The sequence below is a fragment of the Paenibacillus psychroresistens genome (genome assembly GCF_009728935.1).
Taxonomy (GTDB): domain Bacteria; phylum Bacillota; class Bacilli; order Paenibacillales; family NBRC-103111; genus Paenibacillus_AC; species Paenibacillus_AC psychroresistens.
Window position 1 is genome coordinate 2,008,336 of record NZ_CP034235.1, and the last position, 24,425, is coordinate 2,032,760.

The window sequence follows — 24,425 nt, forward strand, 5'->3', positions numbered from 1 at the left end:
TTATTATGAAGTTTAATCCGGATATTTGTACTGCTCGCGGAAAACGGCAGGAGTCACGCCTTGCAATAATCGAAATCGTTCGATAAAGTAGCTTGATTGCGAGAATCCAACCTCCAACGCAATTAATTTAACAGGCTTTGATGTCGCCAGAAGCATTTGTTTGGCCAACTCGATTCTCTGTAAGTTGAGGTACTCCAATGGAGGCAGTCCTATGTATTCATGAAACATGCGGCTGAAATAAAAAGAGCTAATTCCGCTTTGCTCTGCTAGATATGACAGGGTCAAACGCTTGCTGCAATTCAACCGGATGTACTCTGCCATGCTTTTAATCAATTGCTCCATGCTTCGTTTCTTGGAAGTCCGGAGGCTGGAGCCGTATAGGAGGAGATGAAGCGTTATTTCGTATAAGAGTGCCGCAAGCTTGGGGATAAGCAAGCTATCCTGGATACCGGACAGCTCCCATAATTCCTGAATAATTGCCAGCAGCGGTTCATTATCTTTGTACAAGAAGAGCCAGGCATCCCCATCAAGCGCTTTATCCCCTAGAATTTCACGCATACCTTTTCCGCTGAAGTAAATCCACCAAACCTCCCAGGGATCATCAGGGTCGGAACCGTAATTCTGTGCTTGATCACCCGAATAGAGGAATCCAGTGCCTGATTCCAAAATTAGCATTTCAGTCGAAGTCTTAAGCCATCCCCTACCTTTAACGATAAAATGAAAGTTGTAAGTGTGAAAGGGGTATCGTTTACCCTTAATAAGATGGGAGGGTTCATCAAAGATACGTCCAATGGCAATCGGATAACCGGGAAGACGGTCAAACGAAGGCTGAGCAAGAAATCGTGACTCATACATATTAGTCCCTGCCTTTTCGCAAAAAAATAATACTTTTCGCAATATTCATGTATATAAAGCTTTATAAATCTATTATATATTGAACTTATTAACACATCAATGACAAAATAGAAGTATAGGAGAGAAACGGATGGAATATACGGATTTCGGAAGAACCGGTCTTCGCGTTTCCAAGCTTGGGCTTGGAGGGGCTCCAATCGGCGGTGATTTTGGGGCAGCGGATGAAAAGGAAATCGAGAGAGTTATTCATGAGTCTTTGGATTTGGGGATCAATTTCATGGATACTGCGCCATTATACGGAATGGGGAAGTCGGAGGAGAGAATTGGCAAAGCGCTAATCGGCGGTAAGAGGGAGCAAGTAGTCTTGGCAAGCAAAGCTGTTAGAAGGGATTTGTCTTATGATTTCAATAGCACTATCAGCTCGGTGGAGGGAAGTCTGAAACGGCTTCGCACCGATCGGATAGACTTGCTGCAAATACATGATGTGGAAAATCAAGCTTATGACACCATTATCGATGAGACCCTTCCGGCAATTCACAAGCTTAAGCAGGAAGGGAAAGTCAGATTTATCGGTGTAACGACTAGGGACCTGTCTTTGCTGAAGCGCTATATGGAAACGGGTTTATTCGACTCGATCCAATTCTATGCCCGATACATGTTAATAGATCATTCCGCGTCACAGGAAATCCTGCCGCTTGCGCGAAAGCTTGGAATTGCTGTAATTAACGGCAGCGTGCTTGGAATGGGGATTCTGGCCGATGCACCTGCGTCCTTCCTAAATGAAGATATTTTGACGAATGCCGCCAAACGGATGGATGAGCTAGCATTCCTTAGACAATCTGAACCCAAAGGCCTCATCGAGCCAGCCATGCGTTTTAGTTTAGAAAACCCGGACATCCATGTTTCACTGACGGGGACAGCCTCAATGAAATCGCTTCGTGCCAACGCATCTTATTGCGATGGAATAGGACTCGATCCTGAGCAACATACATGTGTCATGGATTTGTTTCGAAACGCACCACCTTTATTCCCATAATTCCAAAATAAGGAGAGATATTCAGATGATTATTAAGAACACATATGATGTATCGGATGAATTGTTGGAAGAACTGAAGCACGTCAGCGTATCTACGGCTTCGCATACATTGGTGGAAATGGGTTATAGAAACGCCTATATGCAGGGAATCCTGCCCATGTGCTTCCCCGAGGGGCAAAGCAGTGCAGTAGGCCGTGCGGTTACACTGCGCTTTATCCCGCTTCGGGAAGACTTGGTCAAGCAACAGTATGAATCGTTGACAGAATCCCCGCATCGCTCCGCGTTGGAATCTATCCGCAAGAATGATGTTCTAGTCATTGATACAGGAAGTCACATGGAAACGGGTGTCATCGGAGATATCTTCACCCGCCGTTTGCGTTACTTAGGTGGACAGGCCATTATTGTCGATGGATGCATAAGAGATCTGATCCGTATCAAGGACGTGAATTTTCCTGTGTTCTCCAAAGGGATTCATGGTAGTGCCATTCCGCGTACACTCATGTCTGTCGGCTTCAACGAGCCCATACGCTGCGGCGGTGTCGGAGTCGTGCCGGGAGATATCATCTTGGCTGACCGCGATGGGGTTGTTGCGATTCCGCCTCAATGTATCGAAGAAATTGTTAAGAGTGCGCGAGACCACGATGAGCTTTTAGAAAAATGGATTAAGTTAAAGCTGGACGAAGGTGCTTCCCTCCATACTCACTATCCGCCTAACACGGAAGCCAAACATGAGTTTGAGCAATGGAAAAAAGAAAATGGATATGTCTAATCAAGGGGGAAGCCTGAATGAAGCAGATTAAAGTGGATTTGCCATTTTTTGATCCTCCTGAGTGGGCGTTATTGGAGCGTCAGCTTATTGATCTTATGAACGAGGCGGTTGATCCTCTTGTCGAAAGATATATACATCCAGACGGAAGGATTAAATGGCCTACTACGGATAACCACACTGGAATTGATGCGCTGGACGATACGTATGAGAGCTTTTTTAACTGGCCATTGTTCTATGTCATTGGGGGACATGAGAAATTCCGTGAGCTGTCCCTGAAGGAATTCGATGCTATAACCAAGCAGTTTGCCAGCTACGACTCCGGCACTGGCCACAAAATGGTCGAGAAGGAATATGAGCAAGGCTATGACTGGTTTCATCAAGGTGAAGGCTATACGTTCTTCTATCACATGGCTTTAATGGATCCAAGTCACGAAGTGAACAAAAATAGAGCGATTCGATATGCAGGTTTTTTTCTCAACGAGGATCCAGAAGCCATTAACTTTGACAAAGAGCATAACATCATTCCGTATCCGCACTCTGGAAGCAAAGGGGCAACAGACCGAAATTTTAAACAACACTTCGTCAGGTGGAGCTATTCGGATTGGATGAAATATTACGGGCTTCATTTCCAGGATATTGAAGGAGTCAGCAAGCTAGAGGATCTCAAAGATGATGAGAATGCCCGCCGTATGGGTGAAGCTATCGTAGAACGGATGTCACGAGGAGATGTGCCATTGAATCTGCTGGCTACAAGTATGGTAGTGAATGCCTATTTGCATACGGGCGATTCTAAATACAAGGTATGGCTGAAAGCGTACGTGGACGCTTGGATCAAGCGAACACAGGAGAACAACGGCATTGTTCCTGATAATATCGGGCTCAATGGGATTGTCGGTGAGCATAACGGCGGTAAATGGTATGGAGGCTGGTATGGGTGGACATGGCCACACGGCTGGTTAAGCATCGGGCAGGGAGTATCCGTAGCTGCAGAGAACGCACTTTTATTGGAGCGCAATACGGATTACATGGAATTCCTTCGCTCCCAGATCGTAGCGTTAGATGCGCTTGCAGTAGAGTCGGAGGGGACTCGGTTCGTACCTTATAAGTATGGAGATGATGGCTGGTATGGTTACGAAATGCAGTTTGAGAATGTGTTGTACGAAGACAACTCGCGGGCAGCTGCCTTTAAGAAGGAGAATAAGAATGTGTTGAGGAAGGAAGGCTGGTTTGAATTTCAACCCATGGAAGCCTGTTATCCCACTCATCTGTGGTACATGTCTATGGAGAATTCGGACAAATCCCTCCTTAAGAAACTTCGCAACTATGCAGACCCGGATTGGGAGCAAATCCGCTATTTGAGAGCGAAAGATCAAGGAGGTCACGAATATGCGTGGGTCTCTTATCTTGAAGGGAATTATCCGTCCTATCCGACTGAAATCCTTAAGTTCAATTTGTCCCAGGTATACCACCGGCTTGATTTCATGAAGACGGATACAGAAAATCCAGCCCAATACAAGGACGATTATCTGCAAATAAGGAATCCAATTACCCTGGAAGGCTTACTTCAATTAACACTTGGTGCACCTTCACCGCTATACAACGGAGGCCATCTTATGGCACGTTTGCGATATTATGATGCGGATAATAAGCGTCCGGGACTTCCGCCTGATGTAGCTTCTCTTGTGGAAGAGCTGGAAAACGAAAGGACGGTTGTACGTCTCGTTAATCTTCATCCGACGAAATCCCGAAGAGTGATATTGCAAGCTGGAGCTTTTGGTGAGCATCAGTTTACGTGTGTGCAATATACGGTTAGAGGTGCAGCGAATGAAAAGGATTCTCTGGAGCTAGGCGGTTCCACTACAATGGAGAAGCTGCCATCCGGGTTCCAACAGCCTGCTGTCAGCATTCAAACCCAGCAAATTGATGGCAAATGGCTGCTCGTGGAGCTAGAGCCAGGCTGTCACTCGACGCTTGATTTGGCAACTCGGCGTTTTGCGAATGACCCATCTTACGATGAGCCATGGGCGGAGCTCCACTGATTTTTAATTTTATCGGCAAAGAGGAGGGGTTAAGAATGAGAATCGATGCCCATCAGCATTATTGGCAGCTTGCTCGAGGTGATTATGGATGGCTTACACCAGAAGCAGGCTTGTTGTATAAGGATTATTTACCAAGTCAATTGGCCCCCTTGCTGCAGCAGCAGGGTATAACTAAATCGATAGTTGTTCAGGCTGCACCAACGATTGAAGAAACAGAGTTTCTTTTGGAGCTTTGTCATCAAGAGGCTTCCCTAGCTGGGGTTGTCGGTTGGTTGGATTTGGAAAGTGAGCAGTTTGAGAAGCAGCTTCGAGGTCTCATGCTTCATCCATACTTTCTAGGCTTGCGACCCAATCTAAAAATAGGCGGACCTAAGGGGTTAACTGTGAATCAAAAAGTCATGCAATCGCTTATGCTCATGGCTAAGCTTAATGTCCCGCTGGATTTACTTATTGTACCCGAGCATTTAGCTGAGATGATAGAGGTCTTGGAGCAAATACCGCATTTATGAGTGGTGCTCGATCATTTAGGAAATCCCTATATCTCAGAAGGAGTATTAGAGCCTTGGCACAGCGATTTGGAACGCCTTTCTAAATTTGATCAAACCTATTGCAAGCTTTCTGGGATGGTAACACGAATAAACAAAGAGCAGGATTTTGTTACGAGCATGAAGCCTTACGTCCAGCATGTTATGAGTTGCTTCGGAGTGGAGCGGGTGATGTATGGTAGCGATTGGCCCGTATGTCTGCTTGCCTGCAGCTATGAGGAAACGATATCTTCACTCATAGAAGCTCTGCCCCAGATTACCGAAATACAATTAAACAACCTTTTTGGTTCCAATGCTCAACAGTTTTACAGAATACCAAACGTTACCTAATTGAGTAGCATCACCACATAGCCTGTTTAATGGAAGTTCCCATGTAAATTACACATGGGGCTTTTGATTTTGTCTAATCCATACACTAGAATTTGCAGGGAAGTCCAGATCGTACAGTAGCCAAAGGTTGGAATAATCGGCATAATAGGATGGGGGGAGGCTGCAATAAATGAAGATTGGGATCGACAGAATTTATAAAACCAAAACATACTTCCAGAGAATTCTGCTTTCCGTTCTGCTGGTGACCTTCTTTTTCTTAATCGTCTCTTCTTTTGTGCTGCTTACAAATTCGGAAAAAACGGTCGTGGCTCTTCAACAGGAATCAAGCATGAAGATGCTCTCGCAAATCCAGTTCAACATTAAATCGATGGACGGAATGGTTAGAGACCTAACCAATCAAGTCTATAATGATAATACTGTAATCCCGCTATTATTTCAGAAGTATAATGAAAGATTCGATATTCTAAAGACACAATGGAAGCTTGATTCTATGGTCAGCTCTACATCTTATTTACATTCGATCCTTGTATATAATGGAGGAGCCGATCAATTGTATGCCGGAGGCATCTATTTGGGAGGCGATAATAGCGGCATTAAAGATCATTTTTTGGATTATCTGAAAAGTGATGGCAGCATCAGGAAGATGCAGCTAACCCCGATGCAGATTGTAGAGAATGGAAAACAAAAAGATATCTTTTCTTTTTTTATGTTCGATTCTCTCGATTATTACCATATAGGCGAAAGCGCACTGATTATTAATGTAAAAGCAGAATGGCTGCTCGATAATCTGAATTATATTAACCTGCTATCAGCCAAGCCAAACGAACATATTTTTATGATGGATCGCCAGGGAAAGATGTATCCATCTGATCTACTGGCTGAAGACGAGATGCAGGAGCTTCGAAGTCGGGTCTCGCTTCTCGGAAGTGAAGATGCTGCTTCGTTGCAGTATCAGACACTTGTTATTGGCAATAAGAAATATATGGCGACCGTTATACAAACTAATCTTAAGGATTGGTTTGCTGTCAGTGTAGGATCGTATAAGGAAATGTTTGGCAAGCTTACTAAGCTAAGACAAACGACTATTCTGCTGACGTTGTTGTTCATTGTACTCTCTATTGTGGCTTCGTTTATGATATCACGAAAGCTGTATAAGCCGATTGAGGATACACTGCGTGTTATGAAGCGCCATACCTTCGGTCAACCACCCGATCGGGATAAACGCGATGAATTGACCTTTATTTCGGATGAGTATCGGCGAGTTGTTGACCACCTTAATCAAGCGATGACCGAGCGGCATCAGAAGCAAGATATGATTAAGTTCGGATTTCTTCGCAAGCTGATTTCGGATAGTCTCTCGATTCGCGAAGAGGAGCTTAGAGAAGCGATCAGCGAATATCCGCTTAAAATCGATATAAGCGGCAGTCTGATCCTGTGTGCGATCCAAATTGATGGGGAAAGCTATCAGCACTATACACCCAAGGAGAAGCAAGTATATGAGTTTGCCGTTTCCAATATTGCCGAAGAGATTGTGTCCAGCCGTTATCCGTGTGAAGCAGTAGACATGAGGAATGGCAGCCTCATTCTGGTAATTAGTTTACCTGAACATCATGCAGAGCTGTTAAAAGCCTTGATCAAGGATGTTCAGAAAACGGTGGAGGAATATTATAAAATATCTATTTCTGCATCCATAAGTGATCCCTTCATAAGCCACACAGAAACGACAGCCCAGTATAATCTAGTTTTGCAGGTTATGATGTATCGAATCGTCTACGGAAAAGGATGCTTGATTCTAGCTGAGATGATGCGGACTCATATAAACAACGAGGATACCCAGATACCATACGAGCTAGAGCGCGGATTGGTTGAGGCCATTCGGCTGGGAGAGGCAGATAAGGCTGAAGAAAGCTTACGAAGCTTGTTCCAATATTTCACTAGATTTCAATATGATCAGATTATTTATTCCGTGCTGCATACCGTAGTACTCTTGAAGAATACACTGCGGGAAATGAATTATAACCGGCTCATTCCAGTTTCAGCAGACCTTCATTCGATCAACCAGCTTATATTTAAAAAGGAAACTTTAGATGAAATGCTCCTGCTGCTGTTGGATATCCTTAATGAGATTACGGCGCCTCAGATAGTGGAGGTTAATCGGCATGACACGCTGATTGATACCATAAAGCATATGGTGGAAGAGTCGTATATGGATGAGAATGTGAGCCTTCAAGGTATTAGCTCCATTCTGAAAATGTCTCCTGAATACATCGGGCGTATCTTCAAGAAGAGTGAATCCTTATCAGTCGCTGACTATATTCATGAAATAAGGTTAAGTCATGCTATTCATTTACTGGAAAACAAAGATTACAGCATTCATTTGATTATGCAAAAGGTTGGCTACGGCAACCAAAGCTACTTCTTCCGGCTATTTAAGAAAAAATTCGGCACTACACCCAAAGAATACCGATTGAAGAAGATGATTTACACGCAATAATTACACTTCGTCCTTGATGGACGGTTCATATTTAGGAAAGCAAAGACCTGGGGCAGAGCCCCAGGTCTTTGCTGCATCAAGCAGCCAATGGATTCGGAGATGTCATCCCCCCGAAATATCCACATTTTAGCTGAATATCAACATTGTACACTGCTAAAACGTAGGGAAATCCACATCGTACAGTTTCGGACAGCGGGCTAATAATGGCAAGATAAGAGCAAGACAGATAGGGGAGTAGCGAGATTAACTTCCGAATAAGAGAGAGTAGGAGGACGAAGCATATGGATGATCAATCGCAGTCTCTGTTGGAACATGACAATACGAAGCCTACTGCGATGTTAAGGAAGAAATCATTAATAAGTATAATTCGGAAAAATGGAGAAATTTTTTCGCTTACCGTTCCCGGGCTGCTGTACATGCTGATCTTTGCTTATTTGCCAATGCTCGGATTGGTTCTAGCCTTCAAAAATTATCGGTTTGACCTTGGTATTCTGGGCAGCGCGTGGGTGGGGCTGCAAAACTTTAAGTTTTTCTTCAACTCGGAGGATGCATTTCGGGTAACGCGTAATACGATTTTATATGAATTGGGCTATATTTTGCTCTCGACTTCGATGGCACTGCTGCTGGCCATTCTGATGAATGAATTAAAGAAAAAATATTTAAGATGGTATCAGACCGCGCTGTTCCTGCCACATTTTCTTTCATGGGTTGTGATTAGTTACATTACGCTTGCTTTCCTCGATCAGCAGAACGGGTTTTTAAATCAATTTCTATCTTGGTTTGGTGTAGACCCTCATAGCTGGTATATGGAGAAGGAGCCTTGGCCAGTCATATTAAATGTGGTTGCACTATGGAAAAGGATCGGCTTTGCTGCGCTGATTTATTACGCAGGCATTATCGGCATTCATCCGGAATACTACGAGGCAGCAAGAATGGATGGGGCTACACGGGTTCAACTAGCTAGGCATATCACATTACCGATGATTTCACCATTGATTGTGATCCTATTGATTCTCGCAATTGGAGGTATATTCAACGGAGATTTCGGGCTGCATTACTTTATTCCCAACAACTCTGGCATGACCTATGCAACGACGGATATTATCGATACCTATGTGTATCGGGCACTTCGCGATATTGGTGATATTGGAATGGCTGCAGCAGTGGGCTTGTACCAATCGGTAGTCGGACTTATTCTTGTGCTGACGGCTAACTATATTGTAAAGAAAATGAATCCAGATCATGCGTTGTGGTAGAACGAAGCAGATGCTTACGAAGAAGCTCAGAGTATGCTTACGATGTCAGCTTTGCTATAGCAAAGCTCTAGGGGAGGATAGTTATTGTGTCTTACAAGAAACAAACAGATAGCCATTCAACGGGTCTTATACATCTCTTTTTTATAGTCGTGACGGCCTTGATGCTGATACCGTTCATTCTCGTTATCTCTATCTCTCTTTCCGACGATAAGGCTCTGATAGCAAACGGCTATCAGCTGCTGCCGCAGAATTTCAGCTTGCTTGCGTACACTTATATTTTCGAATCGCCTATTTTGGTGCTGCGGGCTTATGGGGTTACGATTTTGATGACGATGATGGGAACGATTCTGGGTCTGCTGCTCACAGCGATGACAGCCTATGGGATTTCACGCCGTGATTATGCGTATAACCGAATTACGACATTTCTTGTCTTCTTCACGATGTTGTTTAATGGTGGACTTGTTCCTACTTATATCCTGATGACACATTATCTCCATGTGAAGGATACCATCTGGGCCATGGTGCTGCCGGGCTTACTTAGTCCTTTTAATATTATGGTGATGAAAGGCTTCCTTGATAAAATTCCGATGGAAATTGTGGAATCCGCGAAGGTAGACGGGAGCAGAGAGTGGCGGATTTTTTGGCAGATTATTATGCCGTTATCGAAGCCCGCACTAGCTACACTTGGCTTATTTATTGCCTTTAACTATTGGAACTCCTGGTTCCCAGCGCTACTATATATCGATAAGGAAAGCTTGGTGCCGCTGCAGCTTTTACTTGTGAGAATGATGAATTCCGTTGATTTCTTATCGAACAATGCTGATTTTGTTATCGGTTTGGGCTTGGATTTGAAGGATTTACCGAAGATCTCAGCAAGGATGGCAATGGCGATTGTGGCGACAGGACCTATGCTGCTCGTGTTTCCGTTCTTTCAGAAATACTTTGTTAAGGGAATTACCGTAGGCTCATTAAAAGGATAGTGGACACTTAGCGCAGAAAGAGAAAGGAGGTGGTTGGATGTAGTATATCTTTAAAAAAGCATGTAGGGATGATTTAGCAAAGTTTTAAACCATTTGAGGGGGATGTTCCATTGAAAAGTAAATTCGGTTATATGAATAAGGCCATTTTGGCAATTAGCTTCACGTTGTTGTTAAGTGCATGCGGTGCAGATAAAACAACAGAAAGTACAACAAAGCCAAGTAACAGCGTCTCATCAGAGGCGGCAGAAGCGCTGCCTGAGGTTGAGCTGGTATGGTATTATGGCCAATCCAAAGCACAATCCGATGTACAAACAGTCGAGGATGCTGTGAATCAGTATCTGAAAGACAATACCAAGCTGAATACAAAGCTTAAACTCAAGCCGGTTGATTTCGGAAACTATGATCAGAAGCTTAATGCAGTAGTGGCTGGTGGAGAGGCATTTGATTTAATCTGGACCTCGAACTGGAAATTTAATTACGAGCAGAATGCTGCCAAGGGAGCATTCCTCGATATGCAGCCATTGCTGGATAAATATGCACCTAAGCTGAAAGAAAGCATCAAGCCTGAATACTGGGAAGATTTAAAGGTAAATGGCAAGCTTTTCGCGGCACCGAATTACCAAATTGCATCCAGTCAGCGCGGGATGGTGATTCAGAAGCGTTTTATTGATAAATATAAGCTGGATTTGTCCACGATTAAATCCACTAAGGATGTGGAGCCATTTCTTGAGCTGCTTAAGAAAAGCGAGCCTGATGCAATCCCATACTCAGGCACATTTATCGCGAATGGTTATGGATTGGAACAGGTGAATGATTATCTGGTATATCGACCAAGCGATAAGACATTCAAGCTGGTAGATAAGGCGACGACATCTGAATACAAACAATTTGTTGAGATGAAGAGGGACTGGTTTGAAAAAGGATACATTAACAAAGATGAAGCCTCAATTAAGAACGGACTAGATCTACGTGTTAATGGAAAGCTTGTTGTACTTGATGGTGTAACGATCAGTCCAGGCGGGGAGCAAAGCGAGAAGAAGAATAACGGAGGCTTTGACGTGGTAGCTGTACCTATCACTAAATCTCAATTCAGTGGCTTCTCTTCCACCCTCACAGCCATCAGCAGAACATCAAAGAATCCGGAAAGAGCCATGATGCTGCTGGAGCTGGTTAATTCGGATTCCAAGCTGTTTAATCTGCTTTCCTTCGGTGTTGAAGGCAAGCATTATACGAAAATTAACGATCAAACGGTTAAAGTCAATAACGATGCCGGCTACGCTCCTAATGCAGCATGGATATTCGGTAATGTAACGAATGGCTTTCTAGTAGAAGGACAGCCGGCAGATACTTGGGAAGCAACGAAGAAGATGAACGATGCCGCCGAAATGAAAGAACTGCAAGGCTTCAAAATTGATCCCGAGCCGATCAAAACGTGGATGGCTAACCGGAAAGCCGTAGAGGACGAATTCACTAAAGCGCTCGATTCAGGCTCCGTCGATCCGAACGTCTATCTTCAGCAGTATATCGATAAGGTGCAAAAGTCAGGTTCCGAGCAATTGATTGCCGAGGTACAACGTCAGTTGGATGCTTGGCTGCAGGAAAAGGGCAAAAAGTAGTCAATCAAAATCAAGGAGAAACGTCAGAGGGGTTTGCTGCAGTGTATTACTATTGCCTGCGGTAGACCCCAATGAGTCTATGCTATAAATACTAGCTTTGTTAAAGCAAAATTCTAAGGAGGAATAATAATGTCTGTCTGGTTTCGAAAAATCAGTCTTTTTCTTGTGATCAGCATTTGTTTGTCGGTGCTGCCTGCCGTTCCGGGTGCAGGAATTGCAGCAGCCGCTGAGGATCTTCGACCAACGGTGATTATGGATGCCAGTTTAAATCCGAATGCGAGCCCAAACGCAACTGGCTATTATGAGTATCCACAAGGAACAAGCAACAGTTGGTATACAAGCACCAATGTAACGGCAGTGCCTTCGTATAATAACACCTTTACTCGCTATGGTGTTGGTTCCTCCGTCTATGCCACATGGCGGCCTAATCTGGAGGAAGGCAAATATAAAGTGTACATCTGGAAGCCTGTTCATACGAGCTCTTCAACGAATGCTAAGATCTCGGTTTTCCATCAAAATGGAATGACCCCAATCACTATGAATCAGACAATGGGGGTAGCAGGGTGGGAGGCTGTGGGTGTATTCAGATTCTCTGCAGGAACGAGCAATCTGGTCAAGCTATCAGGCTCCGGGGGATTCCTGAGAACGAGCGCGGTTAAATTTGAACCGTCTAATGAGGCTATTAGCCAGGAGCATGGATCGAGCAATATGCAAGCGGTTACAAATGTGGTTTATACGCAATCGCTATATGTATCTCCCAATGGGAATGATGCCAATCCAGGTACACTGCTGGAGCCGCTTCTCACTATAAACGAAGCTCGCGATGTCATACGGACGGTTAAGCAAACGAATGATGGCGTTTTGCCAACAGGTGGCGTTCAGATTTATTTCCGCGGGGGAACTTATCGTGTATTAGACACGCTAGAGTTTAACTACTGGGATTCGGGTACTTCTGATTCTCCAGTAACTTATCAGGCTTACGCAGGTGAAGCTGTCCAATTTACTGGAGGGTATTCGATTCCCTCAAGCCAATTCGCAGCTGTTACGAATCCGGATATACTGGATGCGTTACCGCTGGAATCGAGAGCTGATGTGCTTGTAGCTGATCTGGCTCAATTAGGCATCACGAATTATGACGTGCTTGCGCCTTTGAATCAAAAGGTACCGCCTGAGCTGTTCTTTAATGGAAGCCCGATGACGTTATCCCGCTGGCCTAATGCCAGCTACGCCTTAACTGGCAATGTTGAGGATCCGGGAACTCGTTATGATGATGGGAATACACCAAGAGGCTTTACGTTTGAATATACTTCTGGCAATCCGTTGCGCTGGACGAAGTCTAATGATATTTGGTTAGCAGGCTATTGGATGTACGATTGGGACATTACTTTTGTGCCTTTGGATTCCATTGATGCTACTAAAGGCACGATCAAGACCAAGAAGCCAAGCTATTATGCGGTAAAGAAAGGTCAGCGTTACTATGCTTATAACGTGCTAGAAGAAACTGATCAGCCTGGAGAGTGGTATCTCGATAGATCAGATGGCAAGCTGTACATGCTTCCACCCGCAGCTATGACAGGAGCAGACATCCAGATGTCATTGTTCAATAAGCCGCTAATGATGCTATCGGAGGCATCGCACCTTACTTTCAAGGGGATCACCTTCGAAAATAGTCGCAGCAACGGTATTATGGTCAATGGTGGAGTAGAAGATCATTTCGAAGGCTTGACCGTCCGTAATTTTGGTCTGGATGGGATTAATATAACCGGAGGTACACATCATTCTGTATTAGGAAGTGATGTGCATAATACGGGCTCCAATGGGATCTATCTCGATGCTGGCAATAAACAGACACTTGAACCTGCAAATCATCGCATAGATAACAATGTTATTTATGAATTTGGCCGCATTGCCAAAACGAATAAAAGTGGAGTTCAAGTAAGGGGAGTTGGCAATGAAGTCACTCATAACCGAATTTATGATGGACCGCACCAAGGTATTATTTTTGACGGGAATGATCATTTGGTCTCATACAATGAAATATTTGCCGTGAATCGAGAGGTTGAGGATGCAGGAGCGATTTATAGCTTCCTCGATCTAGCTGGGCGAGGAACTGAGGTCAGCTACAACTATATTCATGATGTAACAGGCATTCCCGGACCGAGTGGTGTATGGGGGATCTATCTGGATGGCGGGTACAGTGGTGTTAACGTCATTGGAAATGTGATTCGCAATGTGACGCATGGTATTTTCAGTAATGGCGGCAGAGATAATATTATGAAGAACAATTTGCTCATCAACACTAATCAAAGCTCGATTTTCGTCCAGAATCACGGTTTTGCCAAGTCCTATGATCCTAATGATCCACTTTCACTGGTATACAAGCTGATGACCGTTCCATATGCCGGACCTGTTTATGCCAAGTATCCTCATTTGGCCAATATTTTGCAGGATGAAGTCGAGAAGCCCAAATATGTTAAAGCCATGAATAATGTGATCGTGAATGGAGCAGCCATCTACGTTCATGACTATGCCCTGCCTAGCGGCGTATTCGCTCCCAATTATTCAACGGCAATAGATCCAGGGTTTATCAATCCATCAGCAGATAATTATGGCTTGAAGGAGGATTCCGTTGTCTTTGACCAGCTGCCCGATTTTGAACCGATTCTTTTCGATCAAATAGGCTTATACACGGACTCAGTTAGACCAACCATTCCCCCAAAGAATGTCCAAATGTTCGGTGGAGTTACGCTCTACCCAGCTGAGAATGATGCTGATCCGAATGGATTAAAGCTTAGTTGGGATCCAGCAGTGGGGTCCAAGCAATTCCGAATTGTTGTCGCTAAAGATGCAGAGTTTCTGCAAATCGTAAAAGACTCGGTGACAACTCTGCCCTATGCGATTATTGAGGGGCTAGAATACGGTCAAACCTATTATTGGAAAGTAGAAGCTGAGCCGTTAGTCGCATCTTATGGTACACAATGGAATGTAGGCGGCAGCCAGATCTTTAATACATTATTGGCTAAAGATAAGCTTGAGCATCAGATCGCGCTGGCTGAAGCCCTTCATTATTATGCAGTGGAAGGGACGGAAGGCGGACAATATGCAGGCGGAGCGAAGGCAGGTCTTGTGGACGCGATTGACGCAGCTGAGCTGCAGCTGAACAGCAGTGGTCCCTATGACGGATCATTAGAAGATTTGACAGAGGCAATTGACAGCTTTCACACGGCAAGAGTATCTAGCGGTACCATTCATACGGCGGTAGCTGATGATTACAACGGAGTGACAATTGGCACACAACCTCCTTATGTCAATGCTGCGGGAACCACAACAGCGAAGTATACGGTGGTTGCTGATCCAGATAACCCAACGAATCGTGTAGCCGAATTAAATGATGATACAGCAACTGGCTCTATGGTAGTTAAGCGACCGTTTCTTCCAGCTGAGCTGAGTATGAACGTGAGCTTCCGCGTTCGACTAGAGAAAACGAATACACTGATGAAGGTGTTTTTCCGAACGGGCCTTTACACCGATCCACTGAAGATTTCCTTTATGCCAGATGGGTACCTGGACATTAATAATGGACAGTATCGTACGCCTTATGCGAGCGATACCTGGTATGAGATCAAAGCGAATCTGAATTTTCAAACTCGAAAATATGACTTTTATATCGACGGCCTGCCAGTAATTACCCAAGGCAATCTGCTCAGTCTTCCTGACTTTGATGTGCCGGATTATTTGCAATTGGATCAAATCGGTATTGCTACAAGAAATAGCAGTCTGGCGGATGATCTCTATATAGGTAAATATTATTTTGATGACTTCAAGATCACTTATCCCGAGAAGGAAAGAGATAATGCTTACTTGAAGGACCTTTCTATCGATGGAGAGAAACTGGAAGCGTTCACGCCAGATCAAACCACCTATGATGTTGCTTTACCTGCTGATTCTGCCTTTTCGCCTATAACCGCAACGGTTGCAGATTCTCTTTATGGCTTGCTGCATATCTCAGCTGCGACAGGAATTCCTGGTAAGGCGATACTCACCGTGCTTCCACAAAATCGAAGGAACGCTATGCAATACAGCATTAATTTTATTTCAGCGACATCGGATAAAACTTCACCGACCGCTTCCGTAGCATTCAGCAGTACAGCGACGACGAGCGATAGTGTGACCGCCACCATCACGCCAAGTGAACCTGTAACGATTACGAACAACGGAGGTGCAAACAGTTATACATTCTTATTTAACGGCAGCTTCACCTTCGATTTTGTCGATGCGGCGGGTAATCTGGGCAGTGCGACGGCTACTGTAAGCAACATAACTAACAAAAGTACCGGAGCACCGGGAAAGCCCGTTCTATCAGATGATAATGGGTATGATACGGGCATTCTTGACGGTAATTATAAAGTGAAAATGGATATGTGGTGGGGAAATAACGGCAAGCTTTATAAGCTGTTTGAAAATGATAAGCTAATAGATACCCAAATTCTCACGGATAATTCACCGAATGCAGAGTCCACTATTATATCCGTTACCTACAAGAAGAATGGGACCTACCGTTATTATGGGGAACTGACGAATGCATTCGGCACAACGAGAAGCGATGTTCTGACTGTGAATGTCACACAAGCGACGCCGGCCAAACTGGTACTCTCCAATGACAATTGGGATGGAGACGGGAGCTTCAAAGTCAGCATGAACTTGTGGTGGGGCACCAACGGGACAACGTATCGTTTATATGAGAATGGGGTTCTGATAGATTCACAGGCGCTTACCGACCAAACCCCGCAGGCGCAGTCTACAGTGACAATAATCCATAATAAAACGCCAGGCGTTTATGAGTATCGGGGCGAACTCGTTAATTATGCAGGAACTGTGTCCAGTGAAACTATGAATGTAACAGTGACCCAATAAAAGACAGAGGGTGCATAGATGATTTACAAACAAACAGAATTGCTAAACGTCTCAGAATTGGTGGAAGTACCGAGTAGACCGGGTGTACTGCTACAACGATTGCCTGAGTCCACAAAAATCCAGCTGCATGAACAGTCCCAAATCCAATTTAAAAGAGCGGCTTGTTCGGAAATCCGGTTTGTTAGCGACTGGAATTCAGTTGATATTACCTTAGCATGTTATGGTGGAACCGGAACAGCTTTGCTCTATTACGGAGATTTTCAGGCGAGCCGGTACACTATCTCTGAAGAGCCATCTGATCTGAAATTGAAATTGCCATTCCCCGATTTTTTAGCGGCAATTGATTTAAGCAGTACGTCTTCCACCTTTTTGCCAACAGTTTGGAGATTAGTTTTGCATGGAGCCGAATTTCACCTTATCGATATCGTGGGTGATTCGATTCGTCCACCCTTGCCACATGAAATTCCCAAACGGAAATATCTTGCTTATGGAACTTCAATTACCTACGGGGAATCCGCAACAAGCCCTGACCTTTCTTATGTTAAACAAACAGCGTGGCGGCTTGGGGCAGATGTAATTAACCTGGGTGCATCTGGATCGGCCCATTGTGAGCCGGAGCTTGCTGATTATATTGCAGCTAGAACGGATTGGGATTTTGCAACCTTTTGTATTTCTATTAACATGTTTAACCAAGAGGTTCCTGTTGATATATTCCAAGTGAGAGCGAATTATATGATTCATACAGTTGCTTCGGCAAACCCGAATAAACCGGTCGTTTGTATAGGGCTGCTGCCGTCCTTTGCCGATTTTGGACAAGTGTGGCCAGGCCGCAAATTATGTGCTACTACGAATCAATATCGTGAAGCATTGCGCCATATTGTAGAACAAGCAAAGTTACCTAATCTATATTATGTTGATGGTAGGCATCTGCTAACACGTCACGGCGGTCTGACGAGTGACATGCTGCATCCTGGAAACCTTGGAATGATCGAGATCGGAGAGAATTTGGCAAAAGTTATCCTTCCGTTGCTGAATGAGGTACAAGTACCTCATTAATCGCTATCGTTCCAGTCAATAATACCTTTTAACATTGCTTGCCGGATAACACATGACAAACAATGTTCATTGGAATGCTAAACGTCGTTTAGGACCCTATTCTATAATGTTTATAACCGCTGCGGCCCAAATAAACGAAAAAAAACCTCTACGTACCACTCTCAATTTTATCAGCAACAAAAAGCACATTGTCGAGAAGTGTAGCATTTTTTCTCAGCGTTGTGTGGCAGCCTACTGCGTTCAGAATATTTTGATTCGAAATATTGAATAAATCCCTAAACAGTTGTTATTGATAGGATTTTAGAGAGAGACGGACGGACTGGAAATGCAATGCAAACAATAGAAACAACACGGATAGGTAAAATAGTGTATCTCAAAATCCTTCACTTGGTTAAAGGATGCTTTTGAAGATCTATCTTTGAGGTTTCGCTGGAACAGGTTATAGATCATAGATTTGTATGGTATAATTATAAAAAAATGTTGGAGTGTAGTTAATTATGGGAAATGATAACAAGGTTTTAATAGTGGATGGAATGGCTCTATTATTTCGTGCGTTTTATGCAACTTCATATGGTGGTTATATTAGAAAAACCAAGTCAGGAACGCCTACCAATGCAATCTATGGCTTTATTCAATATTTTTTTGATGCGATTGATACCTTCAAGCCAACCCACGTTATTTGCTGCTGGGATATGGGGAGTAAAACCTTCAGATCAGAGATGTATGATCAATATAAAGCCAATCGCATGGAAGCTCCAGAAGAGCTAATTCCACAGTTTGATCTAGTAAAAGAAGTTGTAAGCTCCTTAGGTGTAATCAATATTGGGTTGGCTGGATTTGAAGCTGATGACTGCATCGGCACTCTTGCGAGTCGTCTCGGTATAGATTCGGAGGTTTATATTCTAACGGGAGATCACGATATGCTGCAGCTGGTGACCGACCTGATCAAAGTGGTTATTATGAAACCAGGTAAACTAAATTATGCCGTTTATGACATAGCAAGCCTGCTTGTGGAGAAACAATTATCCCCTCAACAGGTCATTGATATAAAAGGCTTTATGGGCGATACAAGCGATAATTATCCAGGGGTAAAAGGAATCGGCCAGAAAACTGCTTTAAAGCTGCTTATTGACTATCAATCGGTAGAGGGAGTCTTGGAGAATTTGCACCTCCTGCCGAAGGGTGTTAAGGGTAAAATTGAAGCCGATTTGGAAATGCTGCATCTTTCAAGGGATTTAGCGAGGATTCGAATCGATGTGCCAATTGAATGCAGTTTGATAGAGTGTATTTGGGAGTTAAGCCACGATACAGCAACTAGTAAATTCGAAGAGCTGGAATTTGGTTCTTTGGTTAAGCTATTAGGAGTATCCGTACCAAAAGTACCAAAAGTGATTATCCAAGATCTTTTTGCACTTTAGAGTTTCGTTAGTCATACGCAAATCAAAAATCGTCCATAAGGGCGATTTTTCTATACCTAAAGATAGTCCTAGAAAAACAAAGATAGTTTATTCTAAATCAATAGTAAGAGATGGTAAACTTACATTATGTTAAAGTGATCAAGGGCTTGCCTCATAGCAGCGAGAGTCGAAAGGGGAAAACAAAATGTTAAAAAAAGCTATAACTTTAGTAGGCTGTATTGCTTTGTCGGGCTCACTTCTTGCAGGATGCTCAAGCTCGGATTCAAAATCAGCTATATCAACTGCACCATCTACTGCTGAATCTACAGATACGTCAGCAAAGAAAATTTCCGGGGAAATTTTATTCTATAGTCATTGGACAGATAGACAAAATGATATTTTCCCAAAATATATTGCTGAATTCAATAAGCTCTATCCAGATGTGAAAGTCAACGTTGAAACAGTAGGGGATACTTATCAGGATGGTTTGAAAATTAAGTTCTCTGCGAACGATGTGCCGGATGTTTTTGAGCCTGATAATCGCTTCAAGGAACAGATGATGCAATATGCGCTGCCTTTGGATGATCTGCCGATTACTCAGGATTTTATCGGAACCGAATATTTTAAAGGAACAGACAACAAAACCTACGCATTGCCTGAGGGACTCAATACTTACGGTGTGATTTATAATAAAAAAATATTCAAGGAATTAGCGCTTGAAGTACCAACGACGTTAGATCAATTTATCGCCGCTGCACAGAAGATCAACGCTGCTGGCAAGGTGGGGGTTGCCTCCGCTGCAAAAGCCAAATGGCCGTTGCAATACTATTGGCAGTCTGTACCGTTGCAGCTGAGTGGAGACCCCAATGCTACCAACAAGCTTGCGGATACGGATGAACCATTTACCAAAGACAGTCCAGTGGTGCAATCCTATGCCATTCTCAAAAAACTCTCTGATGCAAAAATATTCGAAAAAGATCCACTCTCTGCAGATTGGGAGCCAATGAAAAAAGAATTCCGTTCTGGGAATGTGGGCATGTTCTTCCTAGGTAACTGGTTTGTACCTCAAGCAGTAGGTGATGCTTTGAAGGAAGAGGATATTGGTTTCTTCCCATTCCCATACGACAATAATGGCGGAAAGAATGTTGTTGTAGCGCCGGACAATGGGTTTTCCATTTCCAAAACATCGAAAAACCCTGAAGCTGCACTTGCCTTCTTCAACTTTCTGAATGATACGAAATATGCTGAACTGGTTAAGTTAGGTGGTTTTATGTCAGCCAGAAAGAGTATAAGCGTCGAAAATCCGTACTTTGAAGAATTTAACAGCTTTAAGCCAATCCAGATAGTTGGGGCGACCGATTCAGCAGCTTATCAGACAATTGCCAATAAAATGCAGTTTGATTATCGGGATATTGCCCAAGCCGTTCTAACGGGGAAAGATTTCGATAAAATATTCACTGATGTTAATACTAAGTGGAAAAAAGCAAAAGCCGATAGATAGAAAGTTGGTAAGCTATTTATGAGCTATCAAACACAAAAAAAACTACTGATTTTCGGGTTTCTTTTTATCCCTATAGCCTTATTAATTATGTTTCTGATCTACCCTTTTTTTAGACTGATCTTTATGAGTTTAACCGATTGGGACGGTGTACTGCCTCGTTATAACTTTGTAGGGATAGATAACTTTAGGGATGTTTTCACAGATCCAACAGCTTGGCTGTCATTAAGAAATAACCTTTATTATGTGCTCGGCGGACTCCTGCAGAATATGCTTGGATTGCTTTTTGCAGTATTCCTTGCCAGGAAGTTTAGAGGAGGAAATTTCTTTAAAGCGATTATATTTTTGCCGTTTATCCTAAACTCGGTGGCGGTTGCTTATATGTTTAATTATATTTTTGACTATGAGCATGGTCCGATCAATCTGATGCTGACCCATATTGGGCTCTCGCCGATCCGGTTCCTAAGTAATATTCACATCGTAAATTTTTCATTGGCTGGAATTTCTTTATGGAGATATCTCGGTTTTACAATGGTCGTTTATATCTCGGCGCTGCAATCTGTATCGGAAGAAATTTATGAATCTGCTACTGTGGATGGGGCTAATGCTTGGCAAAGCTTTCGCTTTATTACTTATCCGAGCATTATTAGAATTGTCGAGCTGAATTTATTCTTAACGCTTAGTGGCTCGTTGAATGCATTTTCTGAAGCATTGGTTTTAACAAAAGGAGGTCCTGACCATGCCAGCAGTACTTTTATCGTTTATACGATTGACGCTTTTTTCAAATATAACAACTATGGCTTAGCCGCTGCCTTATCGGTGGTGCTTCTCGTTTTAATTCTGATAATTACTGCCATTCAGCGAAAGCTGGTTATCGGGGATGGAGGTTATGAGAATAATGCGACACTTAGGTAATCAGATTTCTGATCGAAGTATCTATTTCAATATTCTGAAGTATACTCCTGTTCTTGTGTGGACATGGATTGTGATCTTACCGTTATTAGTTGTTTTTTTTACTTCCTTTAAGACAGATGCGGAGTATACCCGAACTTCCGTTTTTCAAATGCCTTCCAATTTTTTGAACTTTGAAAATTATAAAACAACATTTATTCAAGGGAAATTTCTACATTCCTTTATGAACAGTTTTATTCTTGTTGCATCAGGGACCATAGGAAGTGTGATCCTGGGGACAATGACCGCTTATTGTCTTAGCCGCTTTGATTTCTTATTCAAGAATATAATCAAATCCATTTACGTTGTCTCTGTAATGATACCCGGCGTTCTGCTCCAGGTTTCCATTTATCCGATATTAAAGCAGTTTGGATTCACAGGCCATTTGACTGCGCCGATTCTAATTTATTTAGGCGCTGATATTATTCAAATCTGGATATACCTGCAATTTATTGATAAAATATCAATCTCCTTGGATGAGAGCGCGATGCTAGATGGGGCTTCTTATCTTAGAATCTTTAGATCGATTATTTTCCCGATGCTGGCTCCAGCGACCGCTACCGTAATCATCTTAAAGTCGATTGGCATTTATAACGATTTGTTTACCCAATATCTATACAATTCGAGTCCCAAGCTATATACCGTAATTAATTCGTTAATGACTTTTGCAGGAGATCGGGTAAACCAGCAGAATCTGATGTCAGCAGGAATTATGATGATCATGATCCCAACTATACTGATGTTTTTATTTATGCAAAGGTATATTCTTTCTGGGATTACCTTGGGTTCAAGCAAGGAGTAAAATAGCTGTTTACATTCCCAATGACAAATGACAATATTAAATTAAAAGAATTGTAGAAAGAAGAATAAAAATGCTCAAAAAGATCTTCTTGAATCATTTTTTGTTGATTTTATTGCCCGTAATCATTATTTACTACCTGATATTTAGTATTTATACGCATGATAAAAAAACAGAAACCTTACGGTTTATTAAACAGGTGAATATTCAGTCGATGGAAAACATCGATAATTATGTTAAGGACATGAAAGTGCTTACCATGCATCCATTATATGATAATGATATTTTGGAGCTTTTGTATGAGAAAAACTTCGGGGATTCTGCATTAACGACAGGCAGTAAAGGCTTTGATTTTAACGATCGGGCGCTTTTATCCGTTACCTTAAATGAAATTCTGGCTTTTAACAAGAATATTTATTCTGTTTTTATATTTAATTTGAATGGAACCAACGAATATAGAATGGTGGATAGCAAGCTTGATCCTGCTTATAATCCATCACAAGAGGATTGGTTTAAGGAAGCTAATGAGCTTAAGGGGTCAGCTGTAGTTGGCAACAGCTTTAGATTTAGTAATTGGAATGCACCTAGGGGCAAGGATTTTTACATGTTTTCGGTTACCCGTGCTATTAAAGAAATAAAAAGCGGAGGAAGCATGGGATTAATCAGTATTGATTCCGATATCGACATTATTAGAAATATTATTAAGAAAATGAAATCGTTTGATGAAGAAAGAATCTTGTTGCTCGATGATAATGGGTTTATCGTGTACGATACCAATGAAACGAATATTACCAAATCAATTGGGGACAAAAGCTTTGATCTAAACGAAATTCACAATCTTAATTTGCAAGCGAGTCAATCCAGCATGCAGGTGCTGAACAAAAAATCTTTAGTTGATGTTGAATTCTCGAAAGAAACCACTTGGAAATTAGTTAGTATTTTACCGGAGGCCGCTTTATTCTCGAAAATAAAAGCGATTCAAACACGCTTATTAACGCTTATTATCATTTTTGTGCTATTGTCGTTGCTTTTATCGATTGTTACTTCTTATAACATTACAAAACCTTTGAAAAGACTTATTAAAACAATGAGAGTTGTTGAAAATGGCGACCTAACGATTCGCTTTACCGTGATGCATAAAGATGAAATTGGCAGGCTGGGCCATGGCTTCAACAATATGATTAACAAAATCGATCAATTAGTCAGCATTGTCTATTCTACTGAGCTTCGCAAGAAGGAAGCGGAAATGAATGCTTTGCAGTCTCAGATCAATCCTCACTTTATGTACAATACTTTGGAATCCATCCGGATGACGGCTGAGCTCAACGATGATACCGTTACGGCCAAGATGACGTTGATTCTTGGAAAGCTGCTTCGTTATAGTATTAATCCCAAGGATAGGCTAGTTACCATTGGAGACGAGATAGAACATCTAAAAAACTATATCATGCTGCAAAATTTCCGTTTTAAAGATAAATTTGAGTTGATTATAGAGATGGATCAGGAGCTTATCGACATTCCGATTATTAAACTCATCTTTCAGCCAATTATTGAGAATGCGATCTTTCATGGTTTGGAGACCATGATCGGGAAAGGCGAGATAAAGATAACGGGATACCAAGCTGAGAATAAGACCATCTTCTTAATTGAGGATAACGGGATTGGGATGACCGCTGAACAGCTGGAAAAACTAAATGATCCAGACGTTACTGAAATCCATTCTGGGGACGCCTCGCGAGGGATTGGTTTGAAGAATGTAAACGAGCGTATAAAGCTGCATTATGGTGAAATATATGGCATAAAGATTACAAGCGAACAAGGCAAAGGTACAACAGTAAGTCTTGAATTACCTGATAAATTTACGATGAACATCGTGCAGCTTTAAACAGT

15 protein-coding genes and 2 pseudogenes are annotated in these 24,425 nt (G+C 42.6%); 15 read left to right on the forward strand and 2 right to left on the reverse strand.

From position 1 onward, the window contains the following. Window positions 1-12 precede the first annotated feature (12 nt). Window positions 13-855, reverse strand: coding sequence for an AraC family transcriptional regulator (locus EHS13_RS09125; RefSeq protein WP_155700039.1), 843 nt, complete (start codon window positions 853-855; stop codon window positions 13-15). 130 nt (window positions 856-985) lie between these two features. Between EHS13_RS09125 and EHS13_RS09130 the strand changes: the two genes are divergently transcribed. The 10 genes and pseudogenes from EHS13_RS09130 to EHS13_RS09180 all read left to right on the forward strand — a co-directional run bounded on the left by EHS13_RS09130 (window position 986) and on the right by EHS13_RS09180 (window position 17,890). Beyond that, entirely contained in the window at window positions 986-1,891 is a 906-nt protein-coding gene (locus tag EHS13_RS09130; protein WP_155700040.1) for an aldo/keto reductase, read from the forward strand. 25 nt (window positions 1,892-1,916) lie between these two features. After that, the gene (locus EHS13_RS09135) at window positions 1,917-2,660 is read left to right on the forward strand and encodes an RraA family protein (RefSeq protein ID WP_155700041.1); all 744 of its coding nucleotides are present in this window, start codon (window positions 1,917-1,919) and stop codon (window positions 2,658-2,660) included. Between the two features lie 17 nt (window positions 2,661-2,677). Continuing rightward, entirely contained in the window at window positions 2,678-4,699 is a 2,022-nt protein-coding gene (locus tag EHS13_RS09140) for a DUF8034 domain-containing protein (RefSeq protein WP_155700042.1), read from the forward strand. 35 nt (window positions 4,700-4,734) lie between these two features. Then, window positions 4,735-5,574, forward strand: a pseudogene (locus EHS13_RS37490) (amidohydrolase family protein). A 169-nt stretch (window positions 5,575-5,743) separates the two neighbouring features. After that, the gene (locus EHS13_RS09155) at window positions 5,744-8,068 is read left to right on the forward strand and encodes a helix-turn-helix domain-containing protein (RefSeq protein ID WP_155700045.1); all 2,325 of its coding nucleotides are present in this window, start codon (window positions 5,744-5,746) and stop codon (window positions 8,066-8,068) included. Window positions 8,069-8,349: 281 nt separating this feature from the next. Further along, entirely contained in the window at window positions 8,350-9,324 is a 975-nt protein-coding gene (locus EHS13_RS09160) for an ABC transporter permease (RefSeq protein ID WP_227013853.1), read from the forward strand. Window positions 9,325-9,410: 86 nt separating this feature from the next. Beyond that, window positions 9,411-10,304: a carbohydrate ABC transporter permease gene (locus EHS13_RS09165; RefSeq protein ID WP_319633423.1), complete on the forward strand. Its 894-nt coding sequence runs from the start codon at window positions 9,411-9,413 to the stop codon at window positions 10,302-10,304. A 110-nt stretch (window positions 10,305-10,414) separates the two neighbouring features. Continuing rightward, window positions 10,415-11,920, forward strand: coding sequence for an ABC transporter substrate-binding protein (locus tag EHS13_RS09170; protein WP_162463022.1), 1,506 nt, complete (start codon window positions 10,415-10,417; stop codon window positions 11,918-11,920). A 129-nt stretch (window positions 11,921-12,049) separates the two neighbouring features. Further along, entirely contained in the window at window positions 12,050-16,834 is a 4,785-nt protein-coding gene (locus EHS13_RS09175) for a golvesin C-terminal-like domain-containing protein (RefSeq protein ID WP_155700047.1), read from the forward strand. A gap of 18 nt (window positions 16,835-16,852) precedes the next feature. Beyond that, window positions 16,853-17,890: an SGNH/GDSL hydrolase family protein gene (locus EHS13_RS09180; RefSeq protein WP_155700048.1), complete on the forward strand. Its 1,038-nt coding sequence runs from the start codon at window positions 16,853-16,855 to the stop codon at window positions 17,888-17,890. Window positions 17,891-18,050: 160 nt separating this feature from the next. On the opposite strand, the pseudogene EHS13_RS37495 reads toward EHS13_RS09180, so the two are convergent. Then, window positions 18,051-18,146, reverse strand: a pseudogene (locus EHS13_RS37495) (HAD family hydrolase); the annotation flags it as partial. A 241-nt stretch (window positions 18,147-18,387) separates the two neighbouring features. On the opposite strand from EHS13_RS37495, the gene EHS13_RS09185 reads away from it, so the two are divergent. The 5 genes from EHS13_RS09185 (at window position 18,388) to EHS13_RS09205 (ending at window position 24,420) form a co-directional block, all read left to right on the forward strand. Continuing rightward, window positions 18,388-19,308: a 5'-3' exonuclease gene (locus tag EHS13_RS09185; protein WP_155700049.1), complete on the forward strand. Its 921-nt coding sequence runs from the start codon at window positions 18,388-18,390 to the stop codon at window positions 19,306-19,308. Between the two features lie 184 nt (window positions 19,309-19,492). Further along, a complete protein-coding gene (locus EHS13_RS09190; protein ID WP_155700050.1) occupies window positions 19,493-20,788 on the forward strand; it encodes an ABC transporter substrate-binding protein in 1,296 nt (431 codons plus the stop codon). Between the two features lie 123 nt (window positions 20,789-20,911). After that, on the forward strand, window positions 20,912-21,700 hold the full coding sequence (locus tag EHS13_RS09195) for a carbohydrate ABC transporter permease (RefSeq protein WP_227013854.1): 789 nt from the start codon (window positions 20,912-20,914) through the stop codon (window positions 21,698-21,700). Then, window positions 21,684-22,538 (forward strand): carbohydrate ABC transporter permease, encoded by an 855-nt coding sequence (locus EHS13_RS09200; protein ID WP_162463023.1) that lies wholly within the window; start codon window positions 21,684-21,686, stop codon window positions 22,536-22,538. The genes EHS13_RS09195 and EHS13_RS09200 overlap by 17 nt, the downstream gene beginning before the upstream one ends. A 70-nt stretch (window positions 22,539-22,608) precedes the next feature. After that, window positions 22,609-24,420: a sensor histidine kinase gene (locus tag EHS13_RS09205; RefSeq protein WP_155700053.1), complete on the forward strand. Its 1,812-nt coding sequence runs from the start codon at window positions 22,609-22,611 to the stop codon at window positions 24,418-24,420. Window positions 24,421-24,425: the final 5 nt, after the last annotated feature.